Source organism: Arthrobacter sp. E44, from assembly GCF_041877125.1.
Classification (GTDB): domain Bacteria; phylum Actinomycetota; class Actinomycetes; order Actinomycetales; family Micrococcaceae; genus Arthrobacter.
This window is the reverse complement of sequence record NZ_JBHDJA010000027.1, coordinates 1-14,022: the sequence shown is the minus strand read 5'-3', so window position 1 is coordinate 14,022 and position 14,022 is coordinate 1. Positions and strand designations below refer to the sequence as shown.

Annotated in this window: 13 protein-coding genes; 1 reads left to right on the top strand and 12 read right to left on the bottom strand. The window is 67.1% G+C overall.

What is annotated here, in order from left to right; translation table 11 throughout:
• The first annotated feature begins 52 nt into the window (after positions 1–52).
• On the top strand, positions 53–1,192 hold the full coding sequence (locus ACETK3_RS18775; protein ID WP_373993360.1) for a bifunctional 2-methylcitrate synthase/citrate synthase: 1,140 nt from the start codon (positions 53–55) through the stop codon (positions 1,190–1,192).
• Between the two features lie 85 nt (positions 1,193–1,277).
• Here ACETK3_RS18775 and ACETK3_RS18770 read toward each other — a convergent pair whose 3' ends face one another.
• From ACETK3_RS18770 to ACETK3_RS18715, 12 genes are all read right to left on the bottom strand, one after another.
• On the bottom strand, positions 1,278–1,760 hold the full coding sequence (locus ACETK3_RS18770; RefSeq protein ID WP_236821763.1) for an 8-oxo-dGTP diphosphatase: 483 nt from the start codon (positions 1,758–1,760) through the stop codon (positions 1,278–1,280).
• Between the two features lie 35 nt (positions 1,761–1,795).
• Positions 1,796–2,587 (bottom strand): hypothetical protein, encoded by a 792-nt coding sequence (locus ACETK3_RS18765; protein ID WP_373993359.1) that lies wholly within the window; start codon positions 2,585–2,587, stop codon positions 1,796–1,798.
• A 2-nt stretch (positions 2,588–2,589) separates the two neighbouring features.
• Complete coding sequence (locus ACETK3_RS18760; RefSeq protein WP_373993358.1) at positions 2,590–3,093, bottom strand: RNA polymerase sigma factor; 504 nt, start codon at positions 3,091–3,093, stop codon at positions 2,590–2,592.
• 123 nt (positions 3,094–3,216) lie between these two features.
• Positions 3,217–4,239 carry a site-specific tyrosine recombinase XerD gene (gene xerD, locus ACETK3_RS18755; protein ID WP_373993357.1) on the bottom strand — a complete coding sequence of 341 codons (1,023 nt, stop codon included), beginning with the start codon at positions 4,237–4,239 and terminating at the stop codon, positions 3,217–3,219.
• The gene (locus ACETK3_RS18750) at positions 4,239–4,898 is read right to left on the bottom strand and encodes an NUDIX hydrolase (RefSeq protein ID WP_237430229.1); all 660 of its coding nucleotides are present in this window, start codon (positions 4,896–4,898) and stop codon (positions 4,239–4,241) included. The genes xerD and ACETK3_RS18750 overlap by 1 nt, the downstream gene beginning before the upstream one ends.
• 25 nt (positions 4,899–4,923) lie before the next feature.
• Positions 4,924–6,711: a CTP synthase gene (locus ACETK3_RS18745; protein WP_236802829.1), complete on the bottom strand. Its 1,788-nt coding sequence runs from the start codon at positions 6,709–6,711 to the stop codon at positions 4,924–4,926.
• A gap of 38 nt (positions 6,712–6,749) precedes the next feature.
• Positions 6,750–8,489: a DNA repair protein RecN gene (gene recN / locus ACETK3_RS18740; RefSeq protein WP_373993356.1), complete on the bottom strand. Its 1,740-nt coding sequence runs from the start codon at positions 8,487–8,489 to the stop codon at positions 6,750–6,752.
• Positions 8,490–8,493: 4 nt separating this feature from the next.
• The gene (locus tag ACETK3_RS18735; RefSeq protein ID WP_236801978.1) at positions 8,494–9,519 is read right to left on the bottom strand and encodes an NAD kinase; all 1,026 of its coding nucleotides are present in this window, start codon (positions 9,517–9,519) and stop codon (positions 8,494–8,496) included.
• A 13-nt stretch (positions 9,520–9,532) separates the two neighbouring features.
• The gene (locus ACETK3_RS18730) at positions 9,533–10,348 is read right to left on the bottom strand and encodes a TlyA family RNA methyltransferase (protein WP_373993355.1); all 816 of its coding nucleotides are present in this window, start codon (positions 10,346–10,348) and stop codon (positions 9,533–9,535) included.
• Entirely contained in the window at positions 10,348–10,611 is a 264-nt protein-coding gene (locus ACETK3_RS18725; RefSeq protein ID WP_373993354.1) for a hypothetical protein, read from the bottom strand. The genes ACETK3_RS18730 and ACETK3_RS18725 overlap by 1 nt, the downstream gene beginning before the upstream one ends.
• Positions 10,612–10,620: 9 nt before the next feature.
• Positions 10,621–11,610, bottom strand: a complete 990-nt coding sequence (locus ACETK3_RS18720) for an HAD-IIA family hydrolase (protein ID WP_373993353.1) — start codon at positions 11,608–11,610, stop codon at positions 10,621–10,623.
• A 6-nt stretch (positions 11,611–11,616) separates the two neighbouring features.
• Positions 11,617–13,473: a hypothetical protein gene (locus ACETK3_RS18715; protein WP_373993352.1), complete on the bottom strand. Its 1,857-nt coding sequence runs from the start codon at positions 13,471–13,473 to the stop codon at positions 11,617–11,619.
• Positions 13,474–14,022 lie beyond the last annotated feature (549 nt).

Genomic DNA, 14,022 nt, shown 5'->3' with positions numbered 1-14,022 from the left:
AGCCGGACAACGGCTCCAGGAAAACAGGCTTTAGGAACAAAGGAGTTTCAGCATGGCTGAAAATGAGATCAAAAAGGGCCTTGCCGGCGTCGTGGTGGACTACACCGCAGTCTCCAAGGTCAACCCGGACACCAACTCCCTGCTGTACCGGGGTTATCCCGTCCAGGAGCTGGCCGCCCGCTGCAGCTTCGAGGAAGTGGCCTACCTGCTCTGGAACGGCGAACTGCCCACCCAGGAGCAGCTGGCGGAATTCACGGCGAAGGAACGCGAGGGCCGCGCCCTGGACCCGGTGGTCAAGCAGGTCATTGATGCTTTGCCCACCAGCTCCCACCCGATGGATGTCTGCCGGACGGCAGCATCGGTCATGGGCGCCCGGCATCCGCTGGCCGAGGACTCCTCCCGGGAAGCCAACATGGCCAAGGCAGTGGACCTGTTCGCGGCCATGCCTGCGGTGGTGGCCTACGACCAGCGCCGCCGCCACGGCCAGGACCTCGTGGAACCCAGGGACGACCTGGGCTACTCCGCGAACTTCCTGTGGATGGCCTTCGGCGAGGAACAGGTCCCCGAAGTGGTGGAGGCCTTCAACGTCTCGATGATCCTGTACGCCGAGCACTCCTTCAACGCATCCACCTTCACGGCCCGGGTCATCACCTCAACGCTCTCCGACCTGCACTCGGCAGTGACTGGAGCGATCGGGGCCCTGAAGGGTCCCCTGCATGGCGGTGCCAACGAGGCCGTGATGCACACCTTCGATGAGATCGGCATCCGGCAGGAGGAGTCGCTCGAGGAGGCTGCGGCCCGGGCGAAGGCCTGGATGGAAGACGCCCTGGCGAAGAAGAAGAAGGTCATGGGCTTCGGCCACCGCGTCTACAAGCACGGCGATTCCCGGGTTCCCACCATGAAGGCGGCCCTGGACAAGATGATTGCCCACTACGGCCGCCCCGAACTGCTGGGCCTGTACAACGGGCTGGAAACGGCGATGGACGAGGCCAAGGCCATCAAGCCGAACCTCGACTACCCGGCGGGACCCACGTACCACCTGATGGGCTTCGACACCCCCACGTTCACTCCCCTGTTCGTGGCCAGCCGGATCACCGGCTGGACCGCGCACATCATGGAGCAGCTGGACGCCAACTCGCTGATCAGGCCGCTGAGCGAATACAACGGCGTGGAGGAACGGCACCTACCGTAGCTCTTGGCAGGAAGATTACGACGGCGGGCGGCCACTTAGGTGGCCACCCGCCGTCGAACGTTAAACGGCGGGGACGCTGCCGGACTTACTCCAGGCGGCTTTCGGACGAGGCAACCGACTCGTTGTCGGTGTGCATGGTGACCACCACGTTGACCCGGCCGCCTTCCAGCACCACGGGCAGCCAATGGTCGGCGTCCTGCCACATGCGCTCCACGGGCAGGGCCGCCACGCTGAACCATTCAGGCAGGATCTCGTCACTGGGGGCCGGCTCCCCCTGCCAGGTGCGCGCCGTGAAGAGCCGGGTGGCCATGTTCCATTCCGGCCGCGCCGGAAAGACAAAGCGGACGGTTCCGGCGTCGGCGAGATCCTCGTGGCGGAGCACTACAGCAGTTTCTTCGAGTACCTCACGGATCACCGCCTGGGCGTCTGTCTCCCCCGGTTCCACGTGGCCGCCGATGCCCACGATCTTGCCCTTGCCGAAGCCTGTCTGCTTCAGCCCGAGCAGGACTTCAGCCCCGGCCGGGCCTTCCCGCAGGAGGAAACAGAGTGTGACCTGGGAGAAGTTCATGTGCACAACCCTATAGATGCCGGGAGGCCCTGACGCTATCCGGCCGCCGGGCCTTGACCAACCAGTTGCGGCCGGAGCTCCACCGGAAGACCTTTGGCGGCAAAGTCAAGGTCCATCGCTTCCTGGGGCGTGAGGCCTTGGTTGTTCAGCGCTTGGAAGTCCCAGTTCAAGACGGTGGCCCAGGGTTGGCGGACGTCCCAGAGGAAGCGGTCGTTCTGTAGTTTGGCGATCCGGAACCAGGCGTTGCCGCCGTCGAGCTGCAGGGCCCGCGCCCCCTCATCGGAGATCGTGTAGGAGAGCCAACCGCCCGCGCAGCCGAGCACGGTGTAGTAGCGCTGCTCCGCCGCCGGGATCGGCAGGATCGAGCGCTGTTGGTCGTTGCGCAGCTGGTCGATGTTCGCCGGCGTGCAGGGCACGCCGCCGGTGCTCAAGCCGCCAGCCGCAGGGTTTCCCGGTTGGGCGGTGGAAGGTGGCGCGGTGGCATGGGCTTGTTCACTGGCCGGCGGCGTGGCCGACTGGGTGGGTGCTGCAGCGCTTCCGGACGGCTCCGAGGGAACCCCGGCAGGGCCGGGCATGGGCCTCTGTGCCATGGTTCCGCCCAGGTACACCGCGCCGGCCACAGCTGCAGCCGCGAGCACGGTGGCAGCAGCCGCGCGGACGGCTGTCCGTCCGCGCGGGGTGCCGCGTTCCGGTGCCCGCGCGGCCAGGTGGACGACTTCCATGTCCCCGATGAGTCCCAACCCGCGTGCCGCGTCGCCTCCGGCCACCCCATTCGGTGCCGTGGGCCGGGGCTTGGCTGCCTTCATCAACTGCTCGATCCGATCCATGGCTAGTCCTTCCGTTCGGTCATGAGCTGAGCTGGTGCTGCTTTGGCGAACGCCCGGCGTGCACGGTGAAGCCGTACGGCAGCCGTTGAGGCGGAACATTCAAGGACTTGGCCAAGTTCGGGGATGGTCAGGTCATCCCAGTAACAGAGCATGAGGATCTCCCGGTCCCGTTCCCGGGGGCGGCCGAGTACCTCTGCCACCGCCGCCTGTTCCCCGGTATTCTCCTGCGGGTGATTGCTGCGTGCCTCGTCCCGCAACCGATCAAGAAGTTCCTGGCGGCGGCGACGGCCCTTGTATTCGTTGCCGACCACGTGGCGGGCCGTGGCGAGGAGCCAGCCGATGCCGGGTGGCTCCGGAAGTTGCTTCTGCCAGGCGATCCGGAACACATCGGCCGCCAACTCCTCGGCCCGGCCCGTGTCACTGATGCGGCAGGCGATGTACCGGTAGACCCGACCCGAATGCCGGGAATGCAGATCGATGAATGCCTGCTCGTCCGCTGCCAACATAGTTTTCCCCCCGGACACGTCATGACTTCTTCCTGAAGACTAAGTGTCGCGGGCAGCGCTGATTCTTACAGCAGCGGGAAAATTATCGTGGGAATCAATCCAAGGCTCGCGTCAGGACCCTGTTCAGCCCAACGCCCGCGGATGCGCCGCGGCGTAGACCTCGCGCAGGGTGTCGGCCGTGACCAGCGTATAAACCTGGGTGGTGGTCACGGAGGCGTGGCCGAGCAGTTCCTGCACCACGCGCACGTCCGCGCCGCCTTCGAGCAGGTGGGTGGCGAACGAGTGCCTCAGGGTGTGCGGCGAGACATCCCGGGTGATGTTGGCTTTCTCCGCCGCCGCCTTCAGGATGGTCCAGGCGCTTTGCCGGCTGATCCTGCCGCCGCGGGCATTCAGGAACAGTGCCGGGGTGCCCTTTCCCTTCGCTGCGAGCGGGGGCCGGCCGCGGACCAGGTAGGCATCCAGTGCCCGGGCGCCGTAGGATCCCAGCGGCACCAGCCGTTCCTTCGATCCCTTGCCGAACAGGCGGACAACGGCCGGCCCGGATCCGGGCTCGGCCAGGGAGATATCGTCCACGTCCAGTCCTACAGCTTCGCTGATCCTGGCGCCGGTGGAATAGAGGAATTCCAGGAGGGCCCGGTCCCGCAGTCCCGTTGCGGTGTCCGTTCCGGCAGCTTCCAGGATGCGGGTCACCTCATCGACGCTGATGGCCTTGGGCAGCCGCTTGCCGGCCATCGGCGGGTGGACTTCGCTGGCAGGGTCCGCGGGCGTGTAGCCCTCCAGGGCCCAAAACTTGTGGAGCCCCCGGACAGCCACCACCGTGCGGGCTGCCGAGCGCACGCCCAGGGTGGACCCGCCGTCGGATCCGTCGGCGAGGGCGCGGACGTAGCCGGTGACATGGTGCCGGGTGATGTCTTCCGGCCGGGTGCAGCCTGAGGTTGCGAGGTAGCGGGCGTACCGGGCCAGGTCGCGGCGGTAGGCCGCCAGTGTGTTAGCCGCCAGCCCCCGTTCCACGCCCATGTGCTGGAGGTAGTCCGTGATTCCCCGGTCGATAGCGGCCGGGATTTCCGTTGGGGCAGCACCGGGAGCTTTTGCATCCGGAGCCGGTTCGAGGGACGGTACTGCTTCAGCCGAGGGACCCGGGACCATCAGCGCTGGCTGGGGTGGGCGGGCCAGGGGGCGTCAGCGGGGCGGAGGTCCTGGTAGTTGCCGGCCCGGGCGGCAGCGGCGGCAAGGATCCCGACGACGGCCGACGGGTTGTGGAGGCGGCCGGCCAGTACGGAGGCCACGGCGTCGTCCAGGCTGATCCAGTGGAACTCAATCTCCGCTTCCTCGTCCGTCCGCTCGTGCCGTTCGTGGTGCGGCACCTCGGTGAGGTCCCGGGCCAGGTAGATGCGGATGGCTTCGCTGGAGGATCCCGGGGAGTTGAAGACGTCGGCCAGGACGTTCCAGGTCCCGGCCGCCAGGTCCGCTTCTTCGGCAAGTTCCCGTGCCGCCCCCACCACGAAGTCTTCGCCTTCGACGTCCAGCAGGCCGGCGGGGACTTCCCATAAGTCCATGCCCACCGGGTGCCGGTACTGCTTCAGGAGGAGGATCTGGCCTTCGTCGTTCATGGGCAGGATCGCGACCGCCCCGGGGTGGTCGATGTAGTCGCGGGTGAGGGCGTCCCCGGACTCGGAGAGCTGGAAGGTGTCGCTGACGACGTCCCAGATCCGGCCCTCATAGACCTTCTCGGACGACAAAAGACGGCGCGGGCTTGGTGCATCCGAAACCTGTTTGGCAGGGGTGGCTTCAGGTGTACCAGGCATCGCGCCGTCCTTTGTGTTCTTTTGACTACTTAGCGGTAACGCTACCCGATGCTGCAGGCTCGCCGTCCGTGGCCGCCGCCGTGTCGGCTGCGGCCTGGCCTGCACCCTGGTGGTTGGCGTTCTGGTGGTCAAGGGCAGCCTTGACCAGGCCGGCGAACAGCGGGTGCGGGCGCGTGGGCCGCGAGCTCAGCTCGGGGTGCGCCTGCGTGGCCACGTAGTACGGGTGGACGTCGGCGGGCAGCTCGACAAATTCCACCAGTTTGCCGTCAGGGGAAGTGCCGGAGAAGACCAGGCCCTTATCCGCGATCTGCTGGCGGTACTTGTTGTTCACCTCGTAGCGGTGCCGGTGGCGTTCGCTGACGGTGGTCTTGCCGTACGTTCCGGCGATGACCGATCCTTCGTCGAGCTTGGCTTCGTACAGGCCCAGGCGCATGGTGCCGCCAAGGTCGCCGCGGCCCTCGACGTACTCCAGCTGCTCCTCCATGGTGGCGATGACGGGGTACTTTGAATCCGGCTCGAACTCGCTGGAGGAGGCGCCTTCCAGCCCCACCACATTGCGGGCGTACTCGATCACCATGCACTGCAGGCCAAGGCAGAGACCCAGGACCGGCAGCTTGGTTTCGCGGGCGAACTTCAGCGCGCCCAGCTTGCCTTCGAGGCCGCGGATGCCGAAACCGCCCGGAACGCAGATGGCGTCAACGCCGTCGAGGGCCTTGATGGCCCCTTCGCGGGTCTCGCACTCATCCGACGGGACCCAGCGGATCTTGACCTTGGCCTCGTTGGCGAAGCCGCCGGCCCGCAGCGCCTCGGTGACCGAAAGGTAGGCGTCCGGCAGGTCGATGTACTTGCCCACCAGGGCGATCTCGACGTGGTGCTTGGGGTTGTGCACGGCCTCGAGCAGGCGGTCCCAGCTGGTCCAGTCGACGTCCTTGAACGGCAGGTCCAGGGCGCGGACGATGTAGGAGTCCAGTCCCTGGCCGTGCAGGGTCTTGGGGATGTCGTAGATGCTGGGGGCATCGGCGGCGTTCACCACGGCGTCGATGTCGACGTCGCACATGCGGCCGATCTTTTCCCGCATGGCCTCAGGCACTTCGCGGTCCGACCGGATCACGATGGCCTCGGGCTGGATGCCGATGGAGCGCAGCGCGGCCACGGAGTGCTGCGTGGGCTTGGTCTTCAGTTCCTGGGAAGGCCCGATGTAGGGCACCAAGGAGACATGGAGGAAGAACACGTTGTTCCGGCCGATGTCCTGGCGGACCTGGCGGGCGGATTCCAGGAAGGGCTGGGACTCGATATCGCCAACGGTGCCGCCGATTTCGGTGATGATCACGTCCGGGGCGTTCTTGCCCTCGGCGGGCAGCCGCATGCGGCGCTTGATCTCATCGGTGATGTGCGGGATGACCTGAACGGTGTCCCCGAGGTATTCGCCCCGGCGTTCCTTGGCGATAACGGTGGAGTACACCTGCCCCGTGGTCACGTTCGCAGAACCTTCGAGGTTCTCGTCGAGGAAGCGTTCGTAGTGCCCGATGTCCAGGTCCGTCTCGGCGCCGTCGTCCGTGACGAAGACCTCACCGTGCTGGAAGGGGTTCATCGTGCCCGGATCCACGTTCAGATAGGGATCGAGCTTCTGCATCGTGACCGACAGGCCGCGTGCCCGCAGTAGATGACCAAGGCTGGAGGCCGTCAGTCCCTTACCGAGCGAGGACGCCACACCGCCAGTGACGAAAATATGCTTGGTCGTCTTGGAGGAGCCCGGGAACCGGGAATTTACACGGGAATTTGATCGCTGCACCACGGAATTCGAGCCTATCATCATTTGCGCCTTCCCGTGGGTGGCCAGAGCCGTCCCGCTCAGGCCCGCTGCGGCAGGAGTTTGGCGTCGTCCAGCAGTTCCTGGGCGTGCGCCTGCGCCGATTCCGAGTCCTCCTGGCCCGCCAGCATGCGCGCAAGCTCACGCACCCGCTCCGGTCCGTCAAGCAGCCGGACGTCACTGGAGGTGAACCCGGTGGCGGTGCCGCCGTCGGCTCCCCTGACCGATGTCTTGGTCACGGTGATGTGCTGGTCCGCGAAGGCGGCCACCTGCGGAAGGTGCGTGACCACCAGCACCTGCACGTGGCGTGCCAGCATGGCCAGCCGCCGGCCGATCTCGACGGCGGCGCGCCCACCCACGCCCGCGTCCACTTCGTCGAAGACGAATGTGGGGACGGGATCGACGGCGGCCAGCACCACTTCGATGGCCAGCATCACCCGGGAGAGCTCACCACCGGAGGCACCCTTGCCCAGCGGCCGGGCCGGGGCGCCCGAGTGCGGCTGCAGCAGGAAGCTGATCTCGTCCGCGCCGTAAGGGCCCAGCTGCGCGGCGGGGTCGAGGTTGATCACCAGGGTGGCGTCGGCCATGGCCAGGGCCTTCAATTCGGCGCTGACCCGGGCGGAAAGGTCCTTGGCGGCCTTGGCCCGGATCTTGCTGATGGCCGCCGACTGCTTCTTCAGGTCCGCTTCGGCGCGGACCACTTCCCCGTCCAGGGCCTCGATGCGGGACGAATCGTCCTGCAGCTCGTCGAACCGGACGCGCGCCTTCTCCGCCCACTCCAGCACCTCATCGATGGTGGGGGCGTATTTGCGGACCAGCTTGGCCAGGGCAGCGCGCCGGTCTTCGATCTCGGCGAGCCGTTCCGGGCCCTCGGAGTCCAGGCCCGCCTGGTAGCTGGCCAGCTCGGTGGCGATGTCGTTGAGCAGAAAGCCCACCTCGGCCAGGCGCGCGGCCGCAGATCCCAGCTCGGCGTCGTGCTCGGCCACGTGTTCAAGGGTCCGTTTGGCCGAGTCCACCAGGGTGGTGGCGTCACCCGCCTCGCCGAAGTCCTCGGCAATGAGGGCTTGGTGCGCTGTGCTGGCGGCAATTCGCAGTTCCTCAACATTGGCAAGCTTCACGGCCTCGGCCTTGAGCAGCTCGTCCTCCCCCGGCTGTGGGTCCACCTCATCGATCTCCGCCAGGGCCGCCTCCAGGGATTCAGCTTCGCGGAGCCTGTCACGGGCGGCGCTGCGCAGGGCATGCAGCTCCGCCTGGCTGGCCTTCCACCGGCTGTACAGGTCCTTATATGCGGCCAGCGGTTTGGCCAGTGCCTCGCCGGCGAACTTGTCCAGGGCTTCGCGCTGGGCCGTGGCGCCCTTGAGCCGGATCTGGTCCGTCTGGCCGTGCACCACCACCAGCGATTCGCCGATCTCGGCCAGGACGCCCACGGGTGCGGCGCGGCCGCCAAGGAACGCGCGGCTCCGTCCGTCCGCACCCAGCCGGCGGGCCAGGATCAGTTCAGTGCCGCCGTCGAACTCCTCAGCGTCGGCGCCGGCTTCGAGGGCACGGGCGACGGCGGGATGTCCGGTCTCAAGCTTGAGCACGGCTTCGGCGGTGGCGCTCTTCGCACCGCTGCGGACGGCCCCTGCGTCCGAGCGGGCGCCCAGCAGCAGTCCGACGGCGGTGACCACCATGGTCTTTCCGGCGCCGGTTTCACCGGTCACCACGCTCAGTCCCGGGCCGAGCGGAAGCGTTGCGTCGGTGATGACGCCCAGATCGCGGATTCTCAGTTCTTCAAGCATGGATTCACTTTGCAGTCGACGGATCGGGATCGCTGTCCGGGTTCTCAACGTGCGGTACGGGCAGCGGCGGCATGGGCCGGGGCGTGCGCACCACGGGGATGGGGCCGGTGTGTACGGCGTCGGACTTGGGCAGTGGCCCGCGCCAGCCGTGGATGGGCAGCTCGAACTTGCGGACCAGGCGTGCCGAGAACGGGGTCTGGTGGGTGCGGGCCAGCCGGACCGGGGTCGCTGACTTGGTCACTTCCACGCGGGCGCCGGGCGGCAGGTCCACCGAGCGCCGCCCGTCGCACCACAGGACCCCCTGGGCGTCGGTCCGGCCCAGCACCTCAACTGCCAGCCTGGACCGGGGCGACACGACGAGCGGCTTGGCGAAGAGCGCATGGGCACTGATGGGCACGATCACCAGCGCCTCCACTTCCGGCCACACGACGGGTCCGCCGGCGGAGAACGCGTAGGCCGTGGATCCGGTGGGAGTGGCCAGGACAATGCCGTCGGAGCCAAAGGACGTCAGCGGACGTTCGTCCACCTCGGTCACCACTTCCAGCATCCGTTCACGGTTGGCTTTCTCGATGGCGGCCTCGTTTAAAGCCCAGGTGTGCCAAATCTTCTGGCCACGGACCCAGACCTGAACGTCGATGGTCATGCGCTCTTCCACCGTGTACTCGCGGCTGGCGATCCACTCGACGGTTTGGGCCAGGTCCGCCCGTTCACTTTCGGCCAGGAACCCCACGTGGCCCAGGTTAACGCCCAGCAGCGGGACATCCACCTCGCGGACCAGTTCGGCGGCCCGCAGGATGGTCCCGTCGCCGCCGAGGACCATGACTAGTTCAACATCGGGCAGCTGCACGTGGTCGTGGAGCACTTCCACCGGCTGGGCCAGGTGCCCGAAGAACCGCTCCATGTCCCCCAGCTCGGATTCCTGCATCACGGGGACCATGCCCGAGGCGTGCAGCAGGGCGCAGGCTTCCCAGGCGGCTTTCAGTGACTCCTCGCGGCCGGTGTGGGCAAGGACCAGTACACGCCTGCTCATCAGGTTCCGCTCTCTAGTGGTTCGGCCAGATTTGTCCGAGCAACGCAGCGGCTGCTGCCTCTCGCTCTTCGATCTTAGGCAAGTCTTTGCTGATCCTGCGTTTTATCCACAGGAAGTATTCGACGTTTCCGTCCTGTCCGGGCAGCGGACTGGGCGCCAGGCCGCAAAGGTCCAGCCCGGCGTCGAGCGCTGCCTTGGCGACCTTTTCGACCGCCATCCGCCGCTCACGCTCCGAGGTGACCACCCCGGTGCGGCCCAGCCGGTCCTTGCCGATCTCGAACTGCGGCTTGACCATCAGCACCAGGTCGCCGCCCGGTTCGGTGCAGTCCGCCAGCGGCTGCACCACCAGGGTGAGGGAGATGAAGGACAGGTCCGCCACGGTCAGGGCGGCGGGGCCGCCAATGTCGGCCGGGGCCATGTACCTGACGTTCATCCCCTCGTGGACGGCCACGCGGGGATCGTTGCGGAGGTGTGGCACCAACTGGCCGTGCCCGACGTCGACCGCCACCACGTGCGCGGCGCCGCGCCGAAGCAGGACGTCGGTGAAACCTCCGGTCGAGGCACCCGCGTCGAGGCACCTTTTGCCCTGCGGCAACACCTCGGGGAAGGCGTCCAGGGCGCCAGCCAGCTTGTGGGCGGCCCGGCTGGCGTAGGTGTCCTGGTCATCAAGTTGGACAGCGAGGTCCCGGCTTTCGTCAACCTGCAGGGAGGCTTTGGCGAGGACGTTGCCGCCCGAGGTGACCTTGCCTTCGGCGATGAGCGAGGCTGCGTGCGTGCGCGACCGTGCCAGGCCGCGGGCCACCAGGGCCTGATCGAGGCGGACCGGCATCAGGCTGCCCCGCCGGCGCGGCCGGTTGCCGCCCTGACCTGGTCGATGGGATCGCTGTTCAGGGCTGCCAGCAGTTCGTCGTGGAGCCCGTTGTAGACAGCTTCGTGGTCAGCCGCAGGGAGGCCGGGGATCCCGGAAAGCCTTGCCACGGCCCGTGCCACCTGCGGATCGCTGATGTGCTGCCCATTCTCCCGGGCGACGGGTTGCGGCCACTCCGGGGCAGGCTGGGCTGTCGAGTCGTCCGGTTCGGTCAGCTCAGTCATGGAACCAGTCTAGTGATTGAGCCACACCAGCTTGGGTGCCTGCGGGGTTGCAGCCTCTGGCGTCTCCGCCCACCAGGCAGCGCAGGCCGCCCGCCAGGAGTCCAGGTTGTCCTGGCTGCCGATGATGCCCACCGCTCCGTTGGCCACGCGTGCCGTCGCTTCGCCGCACACGTAGGTGCCGTCGTCGTGCGTCACGTCCGGGTACGGGCGGTGCAGGTCCGTCAGGTTCCCGATGATGTAGTTGGGTCGTTCCGCGGAACGCGCCGCAAGGATTGTTTCGCGGGAGTCGACGCCGGTCAGCACCGCCACGGTGGCGAAGCCGGCGTTGTTGCCGCCCAGGATGTCCGTGTCCAGCCGGTCCCCCACCACCAGCGGACGCTCGGCCCCAAGACGTTTGGCAGCGGAGTGGAACAAAGGCGCCTCCGGCTTACCTGCGACCTTGGGCTGCTGCGCAGTAGCCGCGGCGACAGCAGCAACCAGGGTGCCGTTCCCCGGGGCGATCCCCCGAGCCTGTGGAATCGTCATGTCCGTGTTGGTCGCCACCCAGAGGGCGCCGGCGTTCACCACATAGGTGGCTTCCGCCAGCTCCTTCCAGCCAATGCCGGGGCTGAAGCCCTGCACCACCGCCACCGGTTCCTCGTCCTGGCTGCCCACTGGCACCAGACCGGCCAGCTCGATTTCCCGGGCCAGCGCCGGGCTGCCAGTGATGAGGATCCGTGACCCCGGAGCCAGCAGCGACGCCAGCATGTCCGCCGCCGCCTGCGAGGAACTGACCACCTGGTTGTCCTCGGCGGGCGCACCAAGCTCGCGAAGGTGGGCTGCAACCTCCGCAGGTGAACGGGAGGCGTTGTTCGTCACGTAGCCCAAGCCGATGCCCAGCCCGGAGAGCTGCTTCAGCGATTCCACTGCTCCGGGGATTGCATGCGGTCCCGCATACACCACGCCATCCAGGTCGGCCAGCAGGGCATCGAAGCGGGAAACCAGGGAAACGTCAGTCATGGGTGGTCAGTCCCGCCGTTCTTCATTCGCAAAGGCGTCCGCGCCGTCGTGGTGGTGTTCCGCGGCGCCCTGGTCTTCCCCCTGGTCCCCGTTGCCGGGCTCGTGCGCAGCTGCGGGGTCAAGCTCGTCGTGTTCCACCGAGTCCTGGTCCGATTCGGCGTCGTCAGAGACGAAGTAGTCGGCCTCCTGGTCATCGATGCCGCCGTCCTCGGCAGCCTTCGCCTCGGTGGCGCGTGGGCTCTCAGTAGCTGTGACCTCGTGGTCGGCTGCCGTTGTATCGGTGCCGGTATCGCCGCCGCTTTCAGCTCCGGAAGCCTTGGAAGCACGGTCCAGCATCCGGCGGCGTTCAGCCTCTTCCCGGGCCTCTTCTTCCTCGTCCCAGCCGAGGTCGATGATGTCAGGTTCCTCATCCGCACCCTGGCCCAGGGCATTTTCCGCCACTACAGCCTGCCGGCCCCACTTCTGCGACTCGTCGTCGCGACCCACCGCAGCAAGTGCCTCGGAGTAGGCACGGAACAGACGGGGGCTGTAGGAGAATGCACGGTTGATATCCAGCTGCGGGATCTCGAGCTCCGCCACTGCCGCGTCCAGCTGTCCCAGGTCGGTCCGTGCGCCGGCGGCAACAATGGCCAGTTCAACTTTGCCGGGAGCATCCAGATCCTGGGCTTCCTCCGAGCGGGCAACGTCCAGGGCGCGGTCGGGCCGGCCCAGGCCACGTTCGCAGTCGGCCATCACGGGCAGATGCACGTTGGAGCCGCTGATGCGCCGGAAGGTGCGGAACTCGCGGAGCGCTTCACCGTAGTGGCCCGCAGCGTAAGCAGTCAGTCCAACGGCTTCACGCACGGCAGCCAGCCGTCCGCCGCGACGGCTGGCGGCAAGGGCGTGCTGGAAGGCCAGCTCGGGCTCGTCATCAATCAGGCGGCCAGCCATGACCAGGTGGCGGGCCACCCATTCCGCGCTCTTGGACTCGAGCGTCTTGATCTGGTGCTGCGTGGCGCGATCGAGCTCCTTGCCCGTGACGTCCTCGTCGATTTCGGGTGAGCGTTCCCGGTCCGGGCGGTTGGCGCTGCGAAGGTCCGCGGCGTTGGGCACGCGCGCGGGACGTTCCTCCTGGCGGTCGCGGCCGAAGCTGCGGGAGCCGGAGTCGCGGGGGCCTGCGCCGCGGCCGGACTCGGCACGCGAGTCTCGGCGGTCAAAGCTGCGGGGCGCACGTTCCTGCCGGTCGCCAAACGGTTTGCGGTTGTCGCCGCCGAAACCACGACGGTCACCCTCACCATCACGACGCGGACGATCACCATAAGGCTTACGGTCACGATCACCGCCGCCACCGAAACCACGACGGTCACCCTCACCATCACGACGCGGACGATCACCAAAGGGCTTACGATCGCGATCACCGCCGCCACCGAAACCACGACGGTCACCCTCACCATCACGACGCGGACGATCACCAAAGGGCTTACGATCGCGATCACCGCCGCCACCGAAACCACGACGGTCACCCTCGCCATCACGACGCGGACGATCACCAAAGGGCTTACGATCGCGATCACCGAACTGGCGGCGCTCACCCTCGCCATCACGACGCGGACGATCACCAAAGGGCTTACGATCGCGATCACCGCCGCCACCGAAACCACGACGGTCACCCTCACCATCACGACGCGGACGATCACCATAAGGCTTCCGGTCACGATCCTCGTAGGATTTACGCTCCCCGCCTCCGGTAGCTCCACCGCGGGAGAAATTGTTGCCGTCCCGGTCAGACCGCGACCTAAAGCCGCGGGGCTCACCGCCGGAGTTGTTGTTGCCGCGGAACGCGCCGCGGTCGTTGCCGCGGTTGCCACCGTTGTGCTCGGCCATATGGATTCCTCCTGTTGTGAGCCGACCACTGGCGCAACTGCAGCCGCTCGTTTCGTTTCCTACGCAACCCGAAATCAAGCGCTTCGAAGTCCGTACATCTTCATCAATTCTAGTGGAGCCGCAAAATCCCCTGGGACGATGGGAGCCCTGGCGGCGGTATCGTGGCCATCTTCACACCAACCAGGGACTGTGGTTCTCCCCAACAACGCCCGCTCACGTGTGGCGGGTTCTCCCCGGCGCCCGCTCCCATCTGGCAGGTTTTCCCCCGGCCCCCGCTCACCTCTGGCAGGTTTTCCCTGAAGGCCCGCTCTCAAGGCATCGTTACCAGGTGAGCGGGGGTCGATGGTTTACCCGCCAGAAGTGAGCTGGGGTTGATCGTTTACCGGTCAAAGGTGAGCGGGGGTTGACCGTTTACCCGTCAGAGGTGAGCTGGGGATTCTGGGTGGTGGTGGGTGGTTGTTAAATGTGGGAGGCCCCAACCGTGTGGTTGGGGCCTCGACCAGTTAATAGTTGTTCCGGCGGTGACCTACTCTCCCACACCCTCCCGGG

Bases quoted from the DNA above. Each gene is read 5' to 3' on its own strand.
- ACETK3_RS18745 (WP_236802829.1), bottom strand. From the start codon at position 6,711: ATGATAGGCTCGAATTCCGTGGTGCAGCGATCAAATTCCCGTGTAAAT.
- ACETK3_RS18765 (WP_373993359.1), bottom strand. From the start codon at position 2,587: ATGGATCGGATCGAGCAGTTGATGAAGGCAGCCAAGCCCCGGCCCACG.
- ACETK3_RS18760 (WP_373993358.1), bottom strand. From the start codon at position 3,093: ATGTTGGCAGCGGACGAGCAGGCATTCATCGATCTGCATTCCCGGCAT.
- ACETK3_RS18730 (WP_373993355.1), bottom strand. From the start codon at position 10,348: ATGCCGGTCCGCCTCGATCAGGCCCTGGTGGCCCGCGGCCTGGCACGG.
- xerD (WP_373993357.1), bottom strand. From the start codon at position 4,239: ATGGTCCCGGGTCCCTCGGCTGAAGCAGTACCGTCCCTCGAACCGGCT.
- ACETK3_RS18715 (WP_373993352.1), bottom strand. From the start codon at position 13,473: ATGGCCGAGCACAACGGTGGCAACCGCGGCAACGACCGCGGCGCGTTC.
- ACETK3_RS18735 (WP_236801978.1), bottom strand. From the start codon at position 9,519: ATGAGCAGGCGTGTACTGGTCCTTGCCCACACCGGCCGCGAGGAGTCA.
- ACETK3_RS18720 (WP_373993353.1), bottom strand. From the start codon at position 11,610: ATGACTGACGTTTCCCTGGTTTCCCGCTTCGATGCCCTGCTGGCCGAC.
- ACETK3_RS18775 (WP_373993360.1), top strand. From the start codon at position 53: ATGGCTGAAAATGAGATCAAAAAGGGCCTTGCCGGCGTCGTGGTGGAC.
- ACETK3_RS18750 (WP_237430229.1), bottom strand. From the start codon at position 4,898: ATGCCTGGTACACCTGAAGCCACCCCTGCCAAACAGGTTTCGGATGCA.
- ACETK3_RS18725 (WP_373993354.1), bottom strand. From the start codon at position 10,611: ATGACTGAGCTGACCGAACCGGACGACTCGACAGCCCAGCCTGCCCCG.
- recN (WP_373993356.1), bottom strand. From the start codon at position 8,489: ATGCTTGAAGAACTGAGAATCCGCGATCTGGGCGTCATCACCGACGCA.
- ACETK3_RS18770 (WP_236821763.1), bottom strand. From the start codon at position 1,760: ATGAACTTCTCCCAGGTCACACTCTGTTTCCTCCTGCGGGAAGGCCCG.